The following is a 20268-nucleotide window of genomic DNA, read 5'->3' as shown; positions in this document are numbered from 1 at the left end:
TTCAATTTTAGTTAGTTACTATTAGTTTCAAATACGGCGTTGATTTTTCATGATAGATTTTAGAAGTCAAAGACTGAACTTTCGGTGGCATGTAACGATCACAATACTGTAAATAAACCTCATGAATTAATTTATAACAATAATCCCCTATATCGATCAAACCACTTAAATTATCAACATAATAGTTTTTTAAACCTTCATCGGTAGATTTTGTTGCAAAAGAATAAATAACTGAAAAATCATTAACCTGACGATTGAGAGAGACTCCTAATGCATATTTATTATTAGATAACTTTATTGTTTTAACTTTATCATTCTCAATGGAAATCGGTAACTCATCCCACCAAATTATACTACTAGGATCTACTGTATTCTTTGAAAATACAGGGTCAAATTGCCATAAATTTTGATTAATAAGATTATATTCTATGTTTGGCGTAGTAGAGAAAGTAATTAATTTATTTAATGGGTCAATTATTGTTAATCCAAAATGATCAACCTCATGAATACCTTTAATATTTTCAAAAACATTCTTCATGAATTTTCTATTTTCAAATAGAATGTCAAGTACATCAGGATGAAGATCGCCTAGAACTAACTTAGTCTTCTGTAAATTCTTAACCAATTGCAGATTTTTTTTCATTTGAAAGTCCATTAAAGCGGGTTACTGAGTTAACTGATATATCAACAATTTTTAAGATAGATTTTTTATCTGCTTCAATATGAGTGGTATCATCTACAATATCCATTATGAAAGAAACTAATTCTTTTAAATCATCAGTTACTAAAAATAATTGCGCTGATTTCAGAAGAATATACTCCAATAAATCATGGTCAATATGAATAAGATTATTTTCATTAATATTATTTGGAATTTTACTTTCATCTCCAAAAAGAAGCCAACCAGGCGAGATATCAAGCCACTTAGCAATTTTTAAAGTTATATCAATATCAGGGAGCGCTTCACCAAGAACATATCGCCTAGCCATTTGATGAGAGCATCCGCAAACTTCCGTAAGTTTATCAATTCTAACACCAGCCTTAGATCTTTCGGAATTATATCCCTTAAATTGCATAATAGAGGTAAGTCTTTCCGAAAAACCGAGCACAATCTGTTCTCTATTCAATTGAAATCCTCGTTTAGATAGAAATCATAATATACATTTAAAGTTAAATCAGCTCAAGTTTTAATGAAGAAAGCAAACCAAAAGTAGCAATAATTAAACTATAAGTTGTTTTGCAACTTGTAGTTGCATTTCAAGTAAACTTAAAGTAATATTTTGGTTGCTACTAATACATGGAATTAAGATGGTAATTGTGAGCCTAATCATCAAATACAACAAAGCAAGGATAGAAATAGAGTCTGTATTCTCGGGGCTTCCTCACGTTCACACGACTTTAATCAAATCATTGATCACTTTAGCTAATCCAGTCACTGGTATTGTTAGTGATATTACGTATAACGACCTCGCCAAGATTGCCTCGGTTAACTTAGCACCAGGCAGAAAAGACGGGGGCACACCATCCAAACAAACTATTCGTAACTACATCAAATCAATTGAGAGAGAGTGTGGTGAATATTTCAAAGTAATTTCCGAAGGCCAAAAACTTCAATTCTTATTCCCAGAATTACCTAAAATTTATAATGAGGTATTGGGGACTCAAGAGGTTAACACAGAGGTTAATTCATCAGAAACCGTTGTCCATACTGAACAAAACAACCTTTTAGACAAACAAAATGACACAGAAGTTAACATAGAACTTAACACAGCAAGTGAGCCTGTAAAGAATATTATTTTTAATAATATAAATAACAACAATAACAACAAACAAAGCATCAGCGAAAATTTTACCCCAAACACTGAGACCCTTGCACGAGCTGAGGCACTGGGATACAGCAATGCATCTGATTTTTCTGAAATCCAGGCCTTTATTGACTACAACAAAGCAACGGGTTCTCAGTTTGTTGATTTTAATCCAATTTATTTACGTTGGCTCGCTAAAAGCGTGGAACGCCAACAACAAAAAAAACAATTAGGAACTACAGGGAGTATCCATCATGCAAAACAATACAGCCTTCGCACCCAAACACATCAGCCAAGTCTTCGTGAGCGAGTCCTTAAAGCCCACGCAAGCGACTTTACATTGTGTGGTGAAGACACCGAACACTTCGAATCAAGTCAGCAAAATAACTGGAATTATGGCGCATTTGTGGTTGAAGTTAACTGAAATCTACGGCCCATTGTTCGTTAACCGACATGGCGTCAAAGATTCAGGGGTATGGTATGAGGCGCTGTGTGATTTAACGGAAAACGACATAAAATTTGGCCTATCGGCTCTGTTTCGGGCAAAAGAACATAAAGACTGGCCGCCTTCATGCCTTCAATTCAGGCACTTATGTTTGTCGAAACAGGAACCGGAAGCGAATGGATTACCCACGGTACATGCAGCATTTTACGAGGCAAGACGAAATCTTAGTTTCTCTAAAGCTCAATGGAGTCATCCTGCAATCAAAATCACCGTAAAAATTGTAGGCGTCGACAAGGTCAATGCGGCGCGTGCTGACCTTGCTTTTGCGCAATTTAAACCGATGTATTTAAAAGTGTGTGCAGAAATTAGCTTAGGTAAAGATGTGCCATTCGTAGCTGACGATGAGCTAATCATTAGAAGAAAAAACACAACAAAAATCCCGCGTTTGGCGCAATTAATAAAGGAGCTAGCATGAGCAATCATCAAGTGAATACCCTAAGTCAAATTGAGGAGCTCTTAGAGATGCTTCGCTGTTGCGCCCACAATTTGTTACTGGCTTATGACCAAACCTTGTCAACCGAATTATGGACTGCGTTTGAAATCACAGCAGAAGTTTGCGAATCGCTGACTTACCAACAGCAATTACCGCTGTCTTTTCATTAATAACAAATAACAAAAGGAAAAAAAATGAATGCTGCACTGATGTACTGTGACAACAAATTTAAAAAAGCATTAACAACGATTCATAAAAATAAAGCCATTTATGAAGCATTTGAAGCGCTAGAGATGGAAATAAAAAAAATGGACTACCTGACGCAACTGAACTTGTATTCAGCGACCACGCAATTTCTTGAGAGCTTGATACACGATTCAAATGATTCGATCAATCCATTGGAAGTTTTTGTTCTTCGATGTAATTCAATCGTCGATGACAAACACGACAGCTTAAAAAAAATAGGGTTAGCGCTTGGCGTCATTGCTATTTCTATCGCTGTGGTCATGACTGGCGCGGCTCTAGGAATTGGTATTGGGATGATGCTGAGTATGTGGCAAACCCCATTAATGTTTATGACCGCTTTATTTGCAGCAGAAACAGCGCCTCTTATTGTGGCGTCATCCAGTATCGCCCAAGGAATAGGAGCAGGCCTTCTGTCTCAATTTTTGTTTTTCAAAGAGCCAAAAATAAAAAAGGCTTTGGATAATTGTGTGGATGCAATCAAACAAAGTCATTTATCGACAATACAAGCGGAAGAGAGCAAGGAGGATGGGTTTAACGACATAAGAATAGAGGCTGAGGATACAGCGACTTCATCGCCGGTACTTCATTAAAAAATGAATCGTTGAAAAATAACGAATTAATCAACAGAAGCAAGGAATAAAACCATGTTAATTTTAACCAGAAGAATAGGCGAAGGAGTAGTACTCGGTGACAACGAAATTAATTTTACCATTCTAGGCGTTCAAGGTAATCAAGTCCGATTAGGATTTAATGCTCCGAAACACATTCCCATTAATAGAGACGAAATATACCTACGACTCCAATTAGAGAAGCAACAAAATCAGGAGGAGAAAGCGTTTGTTTTAGATGATATTGCTGTTGAGCTTTTGGATGAACAATCTACAAAGACAAATAATGAAACAGTTACTCATTAATTGAGAGACCTGCGTCTATAAACAAAAAAAGTCATCAATAACACAGTAATTAAACGGGGCATTATCATTAATAAGGACATCAATATGAAACAATGTTTTATAAAAACAGCCTGTATGGGTACAGTCATTTTATTGACTAGTTGTGCGGCCACACAAACAGCCTTAGAGCATCGTACTTTAGAAACAGACACGCATCTAAAGCCAACGATATTCTTAAGTCCGGTTGCTCAAAATCAAAAAACGGTTTTTCTTATTGTGCGAAATACAACACAAGAAACAGTATCCATCGAAAAGCCGTTAACTCAAGCATTAACTGAGCGGGGGTACCGAGTAGTCCATAATCCATCCCAGGCCCACTACCATATCCAGGCAAATATTTTAAAAGTTAGCAAAATGAGTCAGGCAGCTTCTAAGAAGGCGCTAGGAGGCGCTTTTGGTTCTACATTGGCCGGAGCGGGAACGGGTGCAGCACTCGGTGCATTTGGAAATAACAACACAACCCTTGCAGGGGGTATTGCCGGAGGGGTTATAGGGCTTGCGGCTGATTCGTTGGTCAAGGATGTGAATTACACCATGATTACGGATGTGCAAATATCAGAGCGAGTAGGAAAGGGGGCTGTTCAACAGCAGTTTAAAGCTTCACTTGAAAATGGTTCTTCTTCTGGAACCTATCAAACCATGAGCAGCCGTGGGGATTATAAAGACTTTAAAACACGTGTTGTGTCGCGAGCGGATAAAGTGAACTTAACTTTTGAAAAAGCCAAACCAGTTTTAGAACAAGGGTTAGTGAGGGCACTTTCTGGACTTTTTTAAACACCAAAGGAACGAATAACTCAAGCAACCTTTTGGGTTAAAAATAAAACAAAATAATTAATAAATGGTGCTTTTTTAGCACCAAGGGGGACTTTTGACCATGAAAAACGTTAATGGTATAAAAATTTACACAAGTGTATTTATGTTGTTCTATGGTGTGGGCGTTGTACATGCGACGAACATTACTCAGGTTAATCGCTATGCGACTGTTGAAAATAAGCCATTAACCTCACAAGTGAATCCGCTTCTGACGGTACAACAAATTCATTTTCCTCAAAGTGTGCACACGGTGGGCGAGGCCATTACCTATTGGATGCAGTACTCTGGGTATGCCTTAGTAGAGGATGCCTCACAAACCTTAGCGTTTAAGGAAGTTCAACAACAACCGTTACCTCAAGTGGTACGAACTCTAGGACCGCTCACTGTTCATGATGGACTTGAGGTTCTTGCTGGACAACAGGTGTTTTCATTGATGCAAGACCCACTTCATCGGCGCATTAACTTCAAATTAAAGCCTCAATTTGCCCAAATGAACACGCAATCAAAAGGAAAAAGAGTATGAAAATTAGTGTAATGCCCCCTTTAAAACAGGTGTGGAATTTCCCTGCCAAAAAAGGCGTATTTTTCTCCATGCTCGTGGTGTCCATTGGTGTTTCAACAATCTATGGCTATGTTTCTAACTCAAAAGAGCAGGTGCGCGTGCTCACTACCGATCCAGCCGTTGTTTCTATTCTTAAGGAAGTACAAACGCAATTAAAAACGATGGATACGGCGGTGAATAAGCGCGTGCCGGAGGTCAACTTAAGCGGCATGGCCAATGAGTTGGAACAGTTTTCCAAGCGCATTGATGAAATTCTGGCTGCGGGAAGTAAACAATTTACCGAGAAGCTAACACATACTCAAGATGCATTGGGACAAGAATTACATTCAATTAAAGAAGTAGTCACTCATTTAGATGAGAAAAAATCCCCAATTAGATACCTACCTATAGAGCGTTTACCTTTTTCCATTGTCAGCATTGACAGCATTCAACAAGTACCCGTTGCCAGTGTGACCTATGACTTTAAAACCATTCCATTGGAGAAAGGAGATTCGATTGCAGGGTGGAGGGTCATGCGAGTGGATTATGGAAAACAACGGATGGAATTTGAGAATGCGAAGCATGAACGAATTTTAGTATCCCAAGAGCATATTGGTTAAAGGACGAGAATATTATGCTGAAACGCGCACTTACTTGGTTTCTCTTGGCATTAAATACTGGGGTACATGCTGATTTAACCATACCTGGAATTGCCCTAAATCATGGCAATGACAGCGCATTGGCTTTATCCGATAAGACGTTGGCCAAAACGGGTCTTTCCTTCAATGAAGAGGACCTAACCAGTGACCAGGACATCAATAGTCTTAAACTAAATTCGGTGCAAGTACATGAGGCCAAGGTTTGGGGATTAACCGAAGAAGAAGAAAAACGCTATGTATTTCTGATGCAAAATCGCAGTGCGGTCTATTATAAAGGGCTTAATTTAACCCCTATTGATATTTTAGGGATTAATGCGCGCAATGAACTCGAGCGTGATCGTTTTGCGTCTCTTTCGGCGCAAACGGAAGCACAAAAAGTATCTAAAAACATTGCTTGGAATAATGCCTTTCATAAGGCATACAACCAGCTCTTTGCCAATGTGCCGGTCGTGGGTCATTTTGATCCGACGCCTTATTCTCCAGCAGCGTATAAGCCCATCACCTTGAATCAAGGGGATACCTTATTTTTATTTGTTAAACCAGAAGATCCCATTAAAACAGTGCTTTTGGCCTTGATTGAGGCGGTTAATACGACATCGGATACTCGGTTAAATCTGATGATTCTTAAAGCGGACACTACAGGCATTCAACTTTGGGCTAATCAAAATCAGATCCCCCATGAACTCGTCAGCAGCGGAAAAATTACCCTCAATCATGGGGATTTAAATTATGAGTCCTTAGGGTTGGCTCAGAAATCAACGCCGATGTTGTTACTCGGGCGAATGGGTAAATCAAGCCTTGTTGATTTGGGGGTATTTTAATATGCGGACTCTATTTATTTTCGCATTTTGGTCCTTTATTGCCACTTGTTATGGGTTAGAAGTCGTGGCGCACGAGTTGCCCGTTCTGGATGCTCGTCCTTATTTAGAAAGTGCCTATCATCAGGAACTCAATGTATTGGATGTGAACCAAGATGAAGCGTTTCCTTTGCCTGTTTCAAGTCGATTAAGTCCTGGAACAATCGAAAAGCACGCCATAAAAAACAATGTATTTTCCCAATCATTTTTTGTCATCGGGGATGATGCATTATCCAGAGCGTGGTTAAAACAACATGCACAACGCTTGCAACAAATGCATGCCATTGGTTTTGTGACTAATGTGGCCACGGGTAAAGCGCTTGAAGCGCTTAATCAATTAGCCAAGACCCCTTTGCAACCGGTTGATGTGGATGAATTAGCTCATCTATTGCACGTGCGCCATTATCCTTTTGTCCTTGATGAGGGGGTTGTATGGCAGTAGCAAATCAACAAAGAACGCCTAAAAAGACGTCTTGGTTAATGCGCCATATTTTAAGTTGGTTGTGCATCACCTTTATTGGCTGGGTAGTGTTAATGGGCTGGTCTTTAGTCTCGTGGGGCAAAGTAGGCTTTGGCAGCACCCTACAGCAACTTAAGCAATTAACGTTAAATCAGACCCTGGCGGTTCGTGATTTTAGTGAATCGACCCTTACCAAAAAACTAAATGACTACGTGCGCGCCCATACGTCGTTTCATACAAATGAGTTGGTGCTAAAAGCGCAGCATGTGGGTGCGCATATTACCCAAGCCGCTAAGGTGAATGTAGGGCGTTATCTTCCTGAGCAAAACAAGGAGTTGCTCCCTGAGTTAACTTGGGCAGTTAAGGATCTGTGGCGTAAAGCCCAAATGGTTGGGCTATTAGTGGAGGCAACAGGGCAACTTTTGCTGATTAAGCTTGCCATCATCGGTGCTGCAATTCCTTTATTTTTCCTGGCCATCATGGCGGGGCTCGTCGATGGATTAAATCAACGTGCCATTCGTACCGCCTCGCTGGGTCGTGAATCAACCTACGTATTCCACAAATCAATTCCGCTTGCTCGAAAAGTGGTGTTTTTGATTTTGGGATTGTGGCTAGCCCTACCTCATTCATTTTCTCCCTCTCTGTTATTTGTGGGATTAAGTGTGTTTTTGAGTTTCATTGTCAGTGTGACCTCGAGTCGCTTTAAAAAGTATTTATAAGGAGGATTTATGTTCAAAGTGTGTGTAGGGGTTTTGGTCTTGGTCTTTAGTACGCTGAGCTTTAGTTCTCAGGCAGAACTGAATGAGACCTTAGTGCGTATTATCTCTCAAATTAATGCCACGTTGCCTTTATTGGAGGAGGCGAAAGAAGCAATTGAGCCCAATGCACGTATTCAGTTGCACATTGACTCGTTTGAAGGAGCAGATAATAAACAGCATGCGGGCGTACAAGATGATTTATTGGCGATTCGTAATGCATTAATTGAATACATCAACAAACCGGCTATTGAACCGAAAACGGTTAAGCCCCTTGAGTTTGATTTTGTAGGGAAGTAGTAAATGCACACACAAAAAGTCGCCGATTTTGCAACGGCATTTTATGAGGCAGGTGGACAACATGCCACGACCTACAATGGATTGATTCGTTTTTTAGCCATTATATGCGTCGTATTGGCCATCTTATGGGAAATTTATCATTTTACCGATGAGCAGGCTAAGGCATCTGAAAATTACCTCATGATCATCGCGTTTAAAGCGGTAAAAGTGTTTTCCGGAGTAACAATTTTCATCAGTTTATTAATGACATAAGGAATAAAGAAATGTGGGTTTTGAACAAAATGAAACACTATGCAATGAATGTTGGGTTGTTGTTGATTCATTTAAGTTATGCACCGGCGCTGTTGGCTGAAGAGAATAAATGGCTGATTCAGGTCGGGGCGGATGAGGACATGGGCAGAAACGGGAATACCGTAATGACGGTACTTACTAATGTATTTAAGAAAGGTGCGATGCTTATTTTGTTTGCCTTGTCGGTCCTGTCATTTATCAAATTCATCCAAACCATCTTGCACGGAATCGATGAGGCAAAAAAAAGCCAAGGTGGCTCTATGGCTGAATTTACCAATTACGCGGTGATGGGTATTTTGTGCCTCACATTAAGTATTGCTGCGGCCTATGGCGCGTACACGATGGTTACCAAATTTAAACTCTAAGGACTATTTATGGCCACATCATCAAGTCGGCATTTGTCGCATGATTTTCCCGCTTATCGAGGGCTGACCTTACGTGAGTTGTTCGTTCTCGTTCTGGTATCAACGCCCGTCCTCTGTGTTTTCTCGCTGTTCCTTGGTCTGTTTTTTGGGTTTCCCATAGCGTTTGGGTGTGTGGGTTTAATTTTGGGGTTTATTTTAGCGGTTAGCGTTATTCCTAAGCCGGTTGCGCGCTTAAAAATGGGGAAACCCCATGGCTATTTAGTCAAAAAAATCAAAATTAAATTAGCGCAATGGACGTTCTGTCCCTCGCCTTATTTAACTCACCGAGGACACTGGAGTACCTCAAAGCGAATCGGAGGGCCACGTGTTTAACTATTGGAAGAAAATCGATGCGCTTAATCAAGTAAACCGTTTGTTGCTTGGGGTGATTGTGCTGTTGTGCTTCATGGTCACAGGACTTATTGGCGCACTGAGTATGGCACCCAGAAAAATGGAGTTTTGGTTAGCACCTTCATTGACCGCAAATGGTGGCTTAATGAAGGCCTATGAGATTCCCGATGAATACGTGCATGGGTTTGTAACCTCCTTAGTGCCGTCTATTAATACCTGGTCGCAATCAGGAAAAGAGGAGTTTTCGGCGAATCTGCATGGCTTTCATTACTATTTCACACCACGTCATCAAGAGCTGATTCAAAAAACATTTTTAGCGTATCAAAACGCTCAATTATTTCAACGAGCACAAGTGGCCAGCTTATATCGTTTTATGGAGGCTGGTGATGTGAGGCGTCTTAGTAAGGATTCATGGGAGGTGCATTTAGTTCTGCGCATTACGCAACGTTTGAATGACAAAAGCCCGATGGTCATTGCCGATAAGGTGGTTGATTACCATTTGCGTGTGGTCAAAGTAACCCTGTCTAAATTGCAAAACCCCTTTCAATTGGCATTGGATGGCTACACCCAGCCCGAACAATTAGTAACCGACTTATTAAGTCATGACGTAAAAGGAGAACCTCTTAATGGGTAAACGATTCGTTTTTTTATTGATGTGGTGTCTTGGGGTAGTGGCCCATGCGGATATTCCCAATGCACAGCATGCACTTTGGGATAAAATACCAATACATATCACGTTACCTTTAAATCAAGAACGAGTGATTCACTTTCCCTTGGCAATCACCATTGTGGATTCAGAGCTTGAGAAAAAAGACACGGGCATTATGAAAAACCTGGATGTTCTTTATTTTAATGCCCATCAGGAATTTACTAATAAGCGCTTAATTGTTCAGTTGATGCCTGAGGGTGAGGTCATTGTCCTTACCGTTTCAGCATCCAAAGAGGCAACCGATGTGACCCCTATAGAGGTTCTTGTGGCGGCACGAGAGGATGAGAGGGCACCACATTCTGAGTCGGAGGTAAGCAGTCAAGAAGCACCTAAGGTATCTGAGTTCAATCCTGTTTTATTAACCCGATACGCCATTCAATCCTTGTACTCACCAGAGCGCTTATTAGTAACGCCTCCGGGGCTTATTCGAACCCCGATGCGCACGCATAAAAGTATTGTTTTGGTGAACAAAGCCAGCGTGCTTGCTCGACCTTTAATTTCATGGCAAGGAGGCGATTTGTACGTGACCGCAGTGGAGTTAAAGAATGCACTGATGAAGGCGGTTGAAATAAAACCCCAAGACTTAATAGGGCATTGGCAAACGGCTTCTTTTTATCCGAGCAATGTTTTGCAACCCCGCGGTCGAGAAGACACCACCACGGTTTTTGTTGTTTCCGACCGCCCCTTTGGTGAGTCTTTGTCTCAAACACAGGGGTTTGTGCGATGAAGAATAATCTTAGTCTTAAAGTATTGGCAGGGGTTGTCTTCTTTGTGGTCGTTCTTGTTCTCGCACTGTCTCGAAAGCCAGAAGAGAAAGCGCCCTCACGCAAAATGGATCCGAATAATATTAACGCAGCCATTGCTAGCCAATTTAATGACAACATTCGCGATGTCTCAGCACGTCTGAGCGAAAATGAACGCAAGGTGCAAACGCTTGCGCATCAAAATAAATTGTTAACCGAACAAAACGCACAACTCACCGCGAGCAAAGAACAAGGTGGTGTTGTGGTGCGACAGGAGTTGCCTCAAGAGGTGATGCATACGATTGAGTCATTAAAAAAGGAATTGGCCCAGCAAAAAAAATCGTTTGAACATGCACTTATGGGTGAGGGCTTTCCTATTGGGGGACATGTAAATCCTACGCAGAAAAAGTCCACCAAGAATGTATATGATATTGATGCACAAATCATCAAACATCCTTTATCGGAGCAGGAAACTTCGTATTGGAACAAACTCAATGAACGGCGAAAAGCATTGCAACAACGCACTGCTCATTCATTAAAAAATGCAAGACCTGCTCCTCAACCTAAGCCTAAAAGCATCCCTTACTACACCATTCCTGCTGGAAGTGATTTAGGCAACACCACACTTTTATCGGCGTTAATTGGCGAAGTGCCCATCGATGGCAAGCTCATGCAGCCTTTATTTCCATTTAGTGCGTTGATTAGTCGTGGGGATTTAATTGCGTCCAATGGTGTGCCGCTTCCTCCAGACATCACTGGAATGAAGGTCAATGGTTATGCCATCGGGGTGGGGTCGTTTTTGGATAATATTTCCTGTGCCAGAGCCTATGTCACCTCCATTTTATTTACCTTTCAGGACGGTCATTTCGTTGTCGTAGGAAAAGAGCAGATGACCAACTCGGTGGATTTAGTGAATAACGAAAGTTTGGGTTATTTAACGACTCCTTATGGAAATCCGTGCATTCATGGAACTTATTACACCAATGCGCCACGAGTATTGGCAGCCATGATGGCTACATCCGGCTTATCGGGTGCGGGCAATGCCCTGTCCCAATGGCAAATGACTTATTTTGCAGGACCTAATGGAGCTGCAGCAGCACCGACAGGTTCTTTAGGACAATATGCTGCAGGAGGTGCACTTGCTGAGGGCTCTGCAAAAGGTGCGGATTGGCTTGAAAAGCGCATCCAAGGAAGTTTTGACATGGTCTTTGTTCCGGCCAGCGTGCCTTATCGAATCGGAAATGGGGAACAGTACCGTCCAAATCGCATGTCGCTTCACATGACCCAAACCATCAAATTAGACAAACAACTTCAAGGGAGAGTATTGGATTATGGTCACTTACAAAACTATACGCACGATTTTAGTCTTAAGTAGTCTTTGGCTCATCAGCTCGTGTTCATCCTCCGTGGCGTCAGGGAACATCCCTGAAAAGGGGCTGACGGTGAGTCAAATTTACAATCAAAGTGTGACGCACTCTGCGGACAGTTACACCGTTCCTCGGTATCGACGAGCAGCCGTATCTTCTACGGTTCGTTATCACGGAGAAACACGAACGGCGGCGAATGAAAATAAGGTGTTATTTAAAACCTTAGAAAATCCTGCGGTTCCTATTTACATCTATCCTCATGTGGCATTAATCGGGGATGAGCAATTGTTAAAACCGGGGTTTACCACGGAGTTCTTTCTTTACAAACAAAACCAATTTGCTTTGGCCAGTGAGCGCTATTAACCGAGGGATATGTGATGACGCACGTAAGAAAATGGGTGAGTTGGCTAATTGGTTCTGGAAGTCCTAATCCCCAAAAAATAACGGAGATAAAAAAGGGCTATTTACCCAATGGTCCTTCCTTGTCGGACAGGCTTGCTTTTGTCGATTTTTGTGATGAAAAGAATCTGTTTCTACTCAACGATGGGGTTAGTGTGGGGAGCGGTTTTGAATTAGGCGATATTCCTGCTGAAGCAACCTCCCCAGAGCACTTAAAAGCGGTGTTTGATAAAGTCTGTGAGACCTTTACTCGCGTGGTGCCTTTACATCAAAAAGACCCATGGGTGATGCAAATGTACGTTTCTGATGACTACGCACTTGAGCCGGTTTTAGAACACATTAAAAAATCAATCCATCCAGACATTTTAAAAACGCAATTTACGCAAGATTACTTAAACCGTTTAGGTGATTTATTTGAAAAAATGGTTCGTCCCCAAGGTCTGTTTTTAGATCCCAAAACAGGGGATGCGTATCGTGGTCGTCGACGACGAATTCGCGTGTTATTTTACAGACGTTATGCGGAGTTGAGCATCACGCGTGAAGAAGCCGTGCGTGAGCATGAAGAGGTGATTGCCCAAGTTAGAGCCAAATTAATTTCACCAGGGCTTACTTTAAAACGGTTAGCTGGGGCCTCGTATTATAATTGGTTGGTTAAATGGTTTAATCCAAATCCTTCCTTAACGGATGGGGACAGTGCGCGTTTATTAAAGAAATTTCCTTATCCAAAAAAGAATAAGCCCGCAAGTTTTAGCTTTGCGCAAAATATATTTTTTAGTCCCGTGGAAAGTGATGAGAAAGGCTTTATTTTTGATGGGTTGAAACATCGGGTTTTGTATGTGGATGGGTTAAAAGAAAGTCCTGAAATAGGATTAATTTCACGCGAAAAACCTCAGGCGAATCCCAAACACCGTTATGCGTTACTGGATAAACTTCCTGAGGGCTCTGTTTATACAATTTCGGTGGTTTTTAGCAGTGATGAATCTTTGGATGCGCATTTAATGCGTATTGAAAAAGGAATTATAGGAACCGGCCTTAAACCGTCTGAGGTGCGTCAAGACATCAAAGCAGCACGTGATGAGCTTGCCTGTGGCAATCGCCTGTTTTGGGTTAATCAAGCCGTGTATTTTCGTGGGCCTGATGAGGGCGCTTTAGACCAAATTGAAAAAGCGCTTCATTCATTATTTATTGATGCGAAGATGCCGCTTATTGGTTCGGCGTTTGATTTACACCCATTAAATAGCTACCTCAATGGTCTTCCCTTTACCTTTGTCCCCAATTTTGCACGCAAACATTTATGTTATGACCGTCTAGTTTATGCGTCCGAATTAGCCGCACTTCTTCCGGTGTATGGCCGTAATCAAGGGGCAAAACATCTTCCTTGTTTTACGTTCTTTAATCGCTTAGGAGAGCCTGTTTCATTTGATATTTTGCATCATGATTTTATCAGTCAAAACTCGCACATGGCCCTTTTTGCAACTTCGGGTGGAGGTAAGTCAGTCACCACGGGGTGGATGATTAATTCCTTAATGGCCACTAAAAATGCCCGCATTATTTTATTTGAAATGGGGAATTCATTTGATCGGATGTTGATTCATGCGCAAGCGATGGGGAAAAAAACCAAGCAGCTCTTATTTAGCAATCGTAAAGATAAGGCCGTTCCGCTCAATCCGTTTTGCGATGCCTATAAAGCATTGCCTGAAATCCGTGACCATTTAACGGAAGAAAAAGCCACGGCTTTAGCGCAAAAAATCATGGATCTGAAAGCGCACCTTTCTGAAAAGGCACAGGACGAAGAGCTTCAGTGTCATGAGGAGTCACGCAGTTACTTAACCGAGCTTTCTTTAGCTTTACGTACCATGATTACTGAAGCTAATGTTTTAGAAGAAAAAAAATTCACGCTCAGTGATGAGACGTTACTCATTGAAATTTTAAGTGACGCCATTATTACCTCCTTTGGTGAGGAAGTCCCACAGATGCTTACCGAGCATGTACTCGCTGCTTTTGCCAGGCGACTGCTTACGGAAACGGTGACGCGCAAAAAAGATCGCATTTTAGATATGCACGATCGTCTTAAGAGTTACGTCATTAACAGCAATAAAGCACGGTTTTTTAATGTGCCCACCGAGCCATTAGGTGACTTTGATTTATTTCACATTGATATCTCAGCCATTAAAGAAGATAAGGGAAAATTGGCCCTGGTGATGGTTTCCTTATTGCCACGTATTTTGGCTATGGCTGAGGCAACCCAAAATCAGAACAGGCCTACGTTTTTGTGCATTGATGAATCGCATTTGCAATTTGAAATTGAGGTCATTGTCGCCATTTGTTTGTTGGTGGCTAAAGTTGCGCGAAAACTTGGGTTGTGGCTGGTGCCCATTACTCAAAATATCGCCGATATGAATTCAGAAAAAGCCATGAAAATTCTCTCCTTGATTGAGACCTGGATTGTGATGGGGCTTGATGAGAAAGAATTGTCTGATTTAAAAAAATTCAAACAAATAACCCCAGAACAAGAAGCACTCATGCGCGATATAGATTCACAAAAAGGACTCTATGCCGAAGCGGTGCTTTTAGGTTCACGCTATCAAGGGTTATTTCGGGTTATTCCTTTTCGTTATTTATTGGCCTTACTCATCAATGAACAGTCCGAAAAAGCTGCGCGTCATCTTTTGGAGGAACAATATGACGTACTTACTGCCGCGCAAATTGTTGCCGATCGCATGGAAAATAAAACAAGGACCCTCGATGAAGAGCATTGTTTTTATGATGATTAGTCTATTGAGTTTCAGTGCGAGCGCGAACAAGGTCGCGGTTGAGGTATTTACCACCGCTACTCAATTGGTCGTTTTGAATGGGATTAAGGCTCAGGTGTGTCATTTGGATGAACTAAGCCAAATCACACAAAAGCTCAATCAACATCAGGACTCACTCGCTCGAGTAAAACAGAGCGCGCATGAGGAAAGGGAGCACTTGATCTCCTTTTATCGTTGTCAGGGTCAAGCCCAAGCGTATGAACTTACCTCCTTGCCGGCCATTGTGATTAATAAAGCTTATGTGATTTATGGCGTGCACTCGCTTGATAAAGCCTTATTTTTGTTTCGTCGTTATCAAGAGGTTCATCATGTCTAAAACCGTGTTGGGGTATCTTTTGATGGCCTGTACAGCGAGTTCGTTCGCTTTTGAAAGTACGAAACCTGTGGCTCCGATTTCAACACCGCAAATGGCCGTGAAGGTACTCATGAAGCTTGGGCAAAACAGCAGGATTCATGTCATTGGTGCCTGTATTTGGCAGGAACCATCGCTTCCTCCAAAAATTACAGCAGGTCCTGCGATTTCGCAATTTATTCCGGATTTAATTGTCACGGTGTCGAATAATCCAGGGGAAAATCCATGGGTTGAGGCAAATAACTTATTTGAGAATAAACTGGCTGTGCGTGGTTATCAATCTGCTTTTCAAACCATTACGGGTATGCCCTTAGGGTTTGGCGATGGAACCGGGCAGTTAGCGACACAACACATTAATGAAGACCGAACTCGGGTTGTGAGCGTTATTGGCAGCCCGGGAAATTTTTATCAAATTAAAGGGGTAACACACCATTCAGAAACAGTGTTTATGAATCTGTATTACTCAAGTCTTGCCGATGCGGTGGCCGATAGAGCGAATAGTGAACTTCTATATCTGGCAACCCATCCGACGTTACTTATTGGGCATCACATTGGCACCCCAAAAAATCATTGGGGACATGAATTTCCACGATTAATGCGTGTGACTCAATCTTCACGTTTTCGAGCTTCTGTGGTTGCGGCCATGCATGCAGCAGACATTGTCACCAATGAAGGACTTCATGTGAAACAGTCCACGAAAAACAGCTGTGGTCCCAATTGTGTGGTGTCCAATGTGGTTTTTGATCCCAAACAAGAACACCTAATTTGGCAAGAAGTGTACCCCAATAATCGCAACATCACGCCTGGGAAGGACGAAAATCAAGAACAAATCGATGATGAAAAAGGAAATGGAAATTACGTCTTTGTTGTTTGGCGCCAGTACAAGGGCTGCGTCAAACAAAAAGGAAAACTCATAGCGGGAATGCCCAAAGTAGGTAAGCCTAAAAAACGATAGGAATTTGAAGATGAAATTAAACGTAATCATGCTCAGTATTTTAATAAGTGGCAGTTCATTCGCATCACTCTTTCCCGAACAATCAGAGTATTACTATCAATTAGGAAGCGCGTCGGATTTATTCGTACCACCTGTGAATCGCGACCAAACAGTGACCATTGGTGGCTACATTAATGGTGGGGGACTGAATTGTAATATGTTCAATCCGGTGGTTTCCATCACCAACAGCCTGCAGGATTTAAAGAGCTCGATGAGCGGTATTCCTTCAGCAATTATCGATAATTTAAAGGGCTCTGTAGCCGCCTATCCAGGATATAAACTGCAACAATCCATGCCTGGGTTGTACAACATTTTACAAAATACGTCTGCAGGGGCGCAAAATGAATTTGCACTCAAAATGGCAGATTGTCTTGCCACCAAACGCGCGCTTGAGGAAGGAAACTCCCCGATTTCCAGCATGCTCGCGGTGTCTGATTCGCAAGGGTGGATTGAAGCAGCCCAGCGTGCTCGAAGTGGCGTCTCGGTGGATGTCACCAAAACGGCAAAAGACATTGCCAATAAAGGCGATGAGTATGGCTTGCCTTGGGTTCATCGCAAGAATGGAAATTCGGGTGGCAGCAATCAGCCTCCTATAAAAGTCATTAGTGATGTTGTGGTTGCAGGCTATAACGTGTTGTTAAGTGGCTCACGCGATTTAGATAATAAAGACCCAGCCTCAGACGCTGATAAAAAGCATCATCGGTTTGTTCAAATATGGTCAGATCCAAAGAAGGCAGCACAATGGGCTGTTTTGGTGTTAGGTGATATTAAAATCAGTCATAAAAAATCCGTATCGGATCGCGAAGCGCATGCAGGGATTGGTTTAGCTCCGTTGTTGCAAAGTTGTCCTAAGATTACGAGTCATTCGACCTGTGTCAGTAAGGTGAGTACCTCCTTATGGAAATTAGTAGATAAAGAATCAGAGCTCACTGAAACCAATTTACGTCAATTAAGTGCGTCGAATGTGTTAATTACCGATGAGATTATCACCGCAATTCAGCGCATGCCCCGTGAACAACAAATAATGACTGTGTCCAAAATAGGTGAGGAAATAGCCATCCAAAATCTTTTGGATGAAGCCATTATGCTTCGTCATTTACTCCAAGCCGGAATGCAAATTCAAGAGGTACAAAATCTAAAGCAAGCCCATCGTATGGTTCGTGAGGCCGTGAATAAATTAGACAAGGAAATTCAAAATTTAGCGTTTGAAGGCGAGGTGCGTAAGAAGATGATGACCGATACCCTTAATTTGGTGATGGGTGTTCGTAAAAATGGGTTAGCGAATGCCATGCCCAGTAGCACGCGTGATGAGGGATTAATTAAAAATGGTGCGGTGTACCGCTCCGGTAAACAGGAGTGATCGGATGATTGTATTTAGCCCGTTATCGCTCTATACCACTTACCTTGGTTGGCAGCAGTATGATGTGATTTTTGATGCGTTGTGGCAAACAGGGATAATCTTTCTAGGTTTTTTGATGATTGCTTATCGTTATCTAAAAAACATGCTCGTTCCTTCAGGTCCTAGTGCTCATGCAAGTGAACAGGCGCTTCATCTGTTCTTGTATGAGCTTGCCGTTTTATTTTTTATATGTGCGGTATTTGTTTATCCATGTGTGCCCTTAGTGCAAAAAGGAATTTCCTTTAAGCCAATGTGTACGACCAATAAAGGAGGGAGTGATGGGGCGGTTAAGTCGAGCATTAAGGATTCAGGAACCACTTATGATGAGGCGTTCGCCGATGTTTTAACCGATCGCGTAAAAATCCCCATCGGTTTTAGTTTCGTGCAAGACATGGCTTCTGGGTTTACCTACGGTTTAATGAAAGTAACAGGGTGTTCGGATAGTTTACATGCGATCCAAGGGGATTTAATCTCAACGTACATTCCTCATGATTTAAGGCAACACGCAGTACAATTTCATCGTCAGTGTTTTTTAGAAGCCCGCAGTAGCTACATGAAAGAGCAGCATACGGATGCAGAAAAAGCAGCACTAAAAGCACAGATAAAAGCCCATGGTGGTGAGGATGATTTAAATTGGATGGGGTCTAAAACCTTTAGGGAACTGTATTATAAAAAATTAAAGGCACGAGAGCCCGTGGAAGGATTTAGTTATGCGCGCTATCCAAATCCAAAATTTGAATCCGCTGCTACCGAGGATACGGAGGTTTCAGCGCATAAGCCGACTAATGGGTATCCAACTTGCGCGCAATGGTGGGATAAGATTCAAACTGAGTTAGTGCAGGTGTCTGAAAAGGCAAGTTATTTTGACAAGCACCTTGGCAAACTCAATGTTGAGTCACGCATGATGGATTACAAAATCAAACACAAAAACGCTTGGAGATCGGATTTAACGGCGCAAGATTACATTGCTAAAGTGTTAATTCAGGATAATCGGGATCTGCAAGAAAAAAGTACGGAAGCACTTATGGATCCTTCCAATGGTACGGTAGGCACGTTTCTTTCGCGAAACCTGGTTAATCTAGGACAATCGGTAAAATCCTATACTTCGACACCTTTAAAGCGTGAAGCAACCATGCAGACGTTGCCCGTAATGCAAGCGTTGTTTTATTTCTTTTTAATTGTATTTACACCCATTGTGTTGGCATTAAGTGGCATGAGCCCTCGTGCTCTAGGAACCTTAATAGGTTTGTATACTATGGGTATTTTTGTGCAATGTATTTGGCATTATGTGTCCTTTCTTGAACGAGGCGTGATTGACCCACTCGGTGATAGTGATTCGGTCGCTGCGATGCGCAACATGGTTGTTCTCTTTTACTATGTTGGGCCGATTATCTTTCTCAAATTGTCAGGTCATTTTGGCGGCGATGCGGGTGCAGGGCTCATGAGTTTACTTGATGAATCAAATACTCATTCTGAGAAAGTTTCTCAATCAGGAACTGCCGCGTTCAAAGCCGGAGCAAAGATTGCTACCAAGGGGGCTATGTGAGGAACACATCGTCCTTAGTCATTCATTATTCTGGAAAATGCTCCTGGAGAGATATGGCCGTTTTCTTCACGAGAGCGCGCTTCTATTTTTCCAAAAGGATGGGTCCTTTTTTGATTGGAGTCAAAACCAATCTCAATCACTATTTGAAGGGTTATCAGCACCAATTTAAAACTAAATCGGAGCATTGTCCAAGCGATCTTAGTCCAGTCCACTTTAGAAATCATTGGGAGCTATCCTTATGTTAAAAAAGTTCCTTAAGCCTACAATTATAGTAGTAGTTCAATTGATTTTGCTACTGATTTTAATCGCAGTTATCAGTCCATTACTTTTAAAAAATGCGAATTCATTGAATCAGTTAGGACAATTAATCCGCTCGTTTAAAGGGTATTTCTTATTCATGCATGGGCTTTTTTATGCGTCTCTTTATTTCTTATGGCCTTATTTAGTTCAAACAATCCTTCGCAAACAAGTAGTCTTGCCAACTGAAGCACAATTAGCTCAGGCACTGAAGGGGCGTATTTATTTAGTAGGGATTCTTGTCCTATTAGAACTATTAAATTTATTAAGGTAAGA

General features: G+C 41.7%; 28 protein-coding genes. 25 read left to right on the top strand and 3 right to left on the bottom strand.

Translation table 11 applies throughout. From position 1 onward, the window contains the following. Positions 1 to 7: 7 nt before the first annotated feature. Both LDG_RS10805 and LDG_RS10800 read right to left on the bottom strand, forming a co-directional pair. Positions 8 to 643, bottom strand: a complete 636-nt coding sequence (locus LDG_RS10805; RefSeq protein WP_006871390.1) for a hypothetical protein — start codon at positions 641 to 643, stop codon at positions 8 to 10. Further along, on the bottom strand, positions 618 to 1127 hold the full coding sequence (locus LDG_RS10800) for a helix-turn-helix domain-containing protein (protein WP_148263560.1): 510 nt from the start codon (positions 1125 to 1127) through the stop codon (positions 618 to 620). Before LDG_RS10800 ends, LDG_RS10805 begins: the two co-directional genes overlap by 26 nt. Before the next feature lie 181 nt (positions 1128 to 1308). On the opposite strand from LDG_RS10800, the gene LDG_RS10795 reads away from it, so the two are divergent. The 24 genes from LDG_RS10795 (at position 1309) to LDG_RS10680 (ending at position 19695) form a co-directional block, all read left to right on the top strand. Further along, positions 1309 to 2229 carry a hypothetical protein gene (locus LDG_RS10795; protein WP_006871388.1) on the top strand — a complete coding sequence of 307 codons (921 nt, stop codon included), beginning with the start codon at positions 1309 to 1311 and terminating at the stop codon, positions 2227 to 2229. Beyond that, the gene (locus tag LDG_RS18560; RefSeq protein ID WP_148263559.1) at positions 2201 to 2725 is read left to right on the top strand and encodes a hypothetical protein; all 525 of its coding nucleotides are present in this window, start codon (positions 2201 to 2203) and stop codon (positions 2723 to 2725) included. Before LDG_RS10795 ends, LDG_RS18560 begins: the two co-directional genes overlap by 29 nt. Continuing rightward, positions 2722 to 2913: a hypothetical protein gene (locus LDG_RS10785; protein WP_006871386.1), complete on the top strand. Its 192-nt coding sequence runs from the start codon at positions 2722 to 2724 to the stop codon at positions 2911 to 2913. The genes LDG_RS18560 and LDG_RS10785 overlap by 4 nt, the downstream gene beginning before the upstream one ends. 24 nt (positions 2914 to 2937) lie before the next feature. Beyond that, positions 2938 to 3579 (top strand): hypothetical protein, encoded by a 642-nt coding sequence (locus LDG_RS10780; RefSeq protein ID WP_006871385.1) that lies wholly within the window; start codon positions 2938 to 2940, stop codon positions 3577 to 3579. A 54-nt stretch (positions 3580 to 3633) separates the two neighbouring features. Then, a complete protein-coding gene (gene csrA / locus LDG_RS20285; RefSeq protein WP_006871384.1) occupies positions 3634 to 3903 on the top strand; it encodes a carbon storage regulator CsrA in 270 nt (89 codons plus the stop codon). Positions 3904 to 3987: 84 nt separating this feature from the next. Further along, positions 3988 to 4716, top strand: a complete 729-nt coding sequence (locus LDG_RS10770; RefSeq protein WP_006871383.1) for a complement resistance protein TraT — start codon at positions 3988 to 3990, stop codon at positions 4714 to 4716. 142 nt (positions 4717 to 4858) lie between these two features. Beyond that, entirely contained in the window at positions 4859 to 5278 is a 420-nt protein-coding gene (gene pilL2, locus LDG_RS10765) for a PFGI-1 class ICE element type IV pilus protein PilL2 (protein WP_040535474.1), read from the top strand. After that, on the top strand, positions 5275 to 5916 hold the full coding sequence (locus LDG_RS18555) for a hypothetical protein (protein ID WP_006871381.1): 642 nt from the start codon (positions 5275 to 5277) through the stop codon (positions 5914 to 5916). The genes pilL2 and LDG_RS18555 overlap by 4 nt, the downstream gene beginning before the upstream one ends. A 14-nt stretch (positions 5917 to 5930) precedes the next feature. After that, a complete protein-coding gene (locus tag LDG_RS10755) occupies positions 5931 to 6776 on the top strand; it encodes a TIGR03759 family integrating conjugative element protein (RefSeq protein ID WP_006871380.1) in 846 nt (281 codons plus the stop codon). Between the two features lies 1 nt (position 6777). Beyond that, positions 6778 to 7254, top strand: coding sequence for an integrating conjugative element protein (locus tag LDG_RS10750; protein WP_050805549.1), 477 nt, complete (start codon positions 6778 to 6780; stop codon positions 7252 to 7254). Continuing rightward, entirely contained in the window at positions 7245 to 7991 is a 747-nt protein-coding gene (locus LDG_RS10745; RefSeq protein WP_006871378.1) for a DUF4400 domain-containing protein, read from the top strand. Before LDG_RS10750 ends, LDG_RS10745 begins: the two co-directional genes overlap by 10 nt. Before the next feature lie 9 nt (positions 7992 to 8000). Next, on the top strand, positions 8001 to 8327 hold the full coding sequence (locus tag LDG_RS10740; protein ID WP_006871377.1) for a hypothetical protein: 327 nt from the start codon (positions 8001 to 8003) through the stop codon (positions 8325 to 8327). 3 nt (positions 8328 to 8330) lie between these two features. Continuing rightward, positions 8331 to 8579, top strand: coding sequence for a hypothetical protein (locus LDG_RS10735; protein ID WP_006871376.1), 249 nt, complete (start codon positions 8331 to 8333; stop codon positions 8577 to 8579). Between the two features lie 11 nt (positions 8580 to 8590). After that, entirely contained in the window at positions 8591 to 8983 is a 393-nt protein-coding gene (locus LDG_RS10730; RefSeq protein ID WP_006871375.1) for a hypothetical protein, read from the top strand. 9 nt (positions 8984 to 8992) lie between these two features. After that, on the top strand, positions 8993 to 9355 hold the full coding sequence (locus LDG_RS10725; RefSeq protein WP_040535436.1) for a TIGR03750 family conjugal transfer protein: 363 nt from the start codon (positions 8993 to 8995) through the stop codon (positions 9353 to 9355). Next, positions 9348 to 10007 (top strand): DUF2895 family protein, encoded by a 660-nt coding sequence (locus LDG_RS10720; RefSeq protein ID WP_006871373.1) that lies wholly within the window; start codon positions 9348 to 9350, stop codon positions 10005 to 10007. Before LDG_RS10725 ends, LDG_RS10720 begins: the two co-directional genes overlap by 8 nt. Further along, complete coding sequence (locus LDG_RS10715) at positions 10000 to 10809, top strand: TIGR03749 family integrating conjugative element protein (protein ID WP_006871372.1); 810 nt, start codon at positions 10000 to 10002, stop codon at positions 10807 to 10809. Before LDG_RS10720 ends, LDG_RS10715 begins: the two co-directional genes overlap by 8 nt. Further along, complete coding sequence (locus tag LDG_RS10710) at positions 10806 to 12200, top strand: TIGR03752 family integrating conjugative element protein (RefSeq protein WP_006871371.1); 1395 nt, start codon at positions 10806 to 10808, stop codon at positions 12198 to 12200. Before LDG_RS10715 ends, LDG_RS10710 begins: the two co-directional genes overlap by 4 nt. Then, positions 12157 to 12555: a TIGR03751 family conjugal transfer lipoprotein gene (locus LDG_RS10705; protein WP_040535434.1), complete on the top strand. Its 399-nt coding sequence runs from the start codon at positions 12157 to 12159 to the stop codon at positions 12553 to 12555. Before LDG_RS10710 ends, LDG_RS10705 begins: the two co-directional genes overlap by 44 nt. A 14-nt stretch (positions 12556 to 12569) precedes the next feature. Next, positions 12570 to 15365, top strand: a complete 2796-nt coding sequence (locus tag LDG_RS10700; RefSeq protein ID WP_006871369.1) for a conjugative transfer ATPase — start codon at positions 12570 to 12572, stop codon at positions 15363 to 15365. Further along, complete coding sequence (locus LDG_RS10695; RefSeq protein WP_040535431.1) at positions 15337 to 15720, top strand: DUF1525 domain-containing protein; 384 nt, start codon at positions 15337 to 15339, stop codon at positions 15718 to 15720. The genes LDG_RS10700 and LDG_RS10695 overlap by 29 nt, the downstream gene beginning before the upstream one ends. Next, positions 15713 to 16711: a TIGR03756 family integrating conjugative element protein gene (locus LDG_RS10690; protein WP_148263558.1), complete on the top strand. Its 999-nt coding sequence runs from the start codon at positions 15713 to 15715 to the stop codon at positions 16709 to 16711. Before LDG_RS10695 ends, LDG_RS10690 begins: the two co-directional genes overlap by 8 nt. A gap of 10 nt (positions 16712 to 16721) precedes the next feature. Continuing rightward, complete coding sequence (locus tag LDG_RS10685) at positions 16722 to 18110, top strand: integrating conjugative element protein (protein WP_006871366.1); 1389 nt, start codon at positions 16722 to 16724, stop codon at positions 18108 to 18110. 4 nt (positions 18111 to 18114) lie between these two features. Beyond that, complete coding sequence (locus tag LDG_RS10680; RefSeq protein ID WP_006871365.1) at positions 18115 to 19695, top strand: conjugal transfer protein TraG N-terminal domain-containing protein; 1581 nt, start codon at positions 18115 to 18117, stop codon at positions 19693 to 19695. Between the two features lie 14 nt (positions 19696 to 19709). On the opposite strand, the gene LDG_RS10675 is transcribed toward LDG_RS10680, so the two are convergent. Next, positions 19710 to 19919 carry a hypothetical protein gene (locus tag LDG_RS10675; protein ID WP_006871364.1) on the bottom strand — a complete coding sequence of 70 codons (210 nt, stop codon included), beginning with the start codon at positions 19917 to 19919 and terminating at the stop codon, positions 19710 to 19712. Between the two features lie 14 nt (positions 19920 to 19933). Between LDG_RS10675 and LDG_RS10670 the strand changes: the two genes are divergently transcribed. Then, entirely contained in the window at positions 19934 to 20266 is a 333-nt protein-coding gene (locus LDG_RS10670; RefSeq protein ID WP_006871363.1) for a hypothetical protein, read from the top strand. The last annotated feature ends 2 nt before the right edge of the window (positions 20267 to 20268 follow it).

The sequence above is a fragment of the Legionella drancourtii LLAP12 genome (assembly GCF_000162755.2).
Taxonomy (GTDB): domain Bacteria; phylum Pseudomonadota; class Gammaproteobacteria; order Legionellales; family Legionellaceae; genus Legionella; species Legionella drancourtii.
The sequence above is the reverse complement of the archived record's forward strand: the minus strand, read 5'-3'. Positions and strand labels throughout refer to the sequence as shown.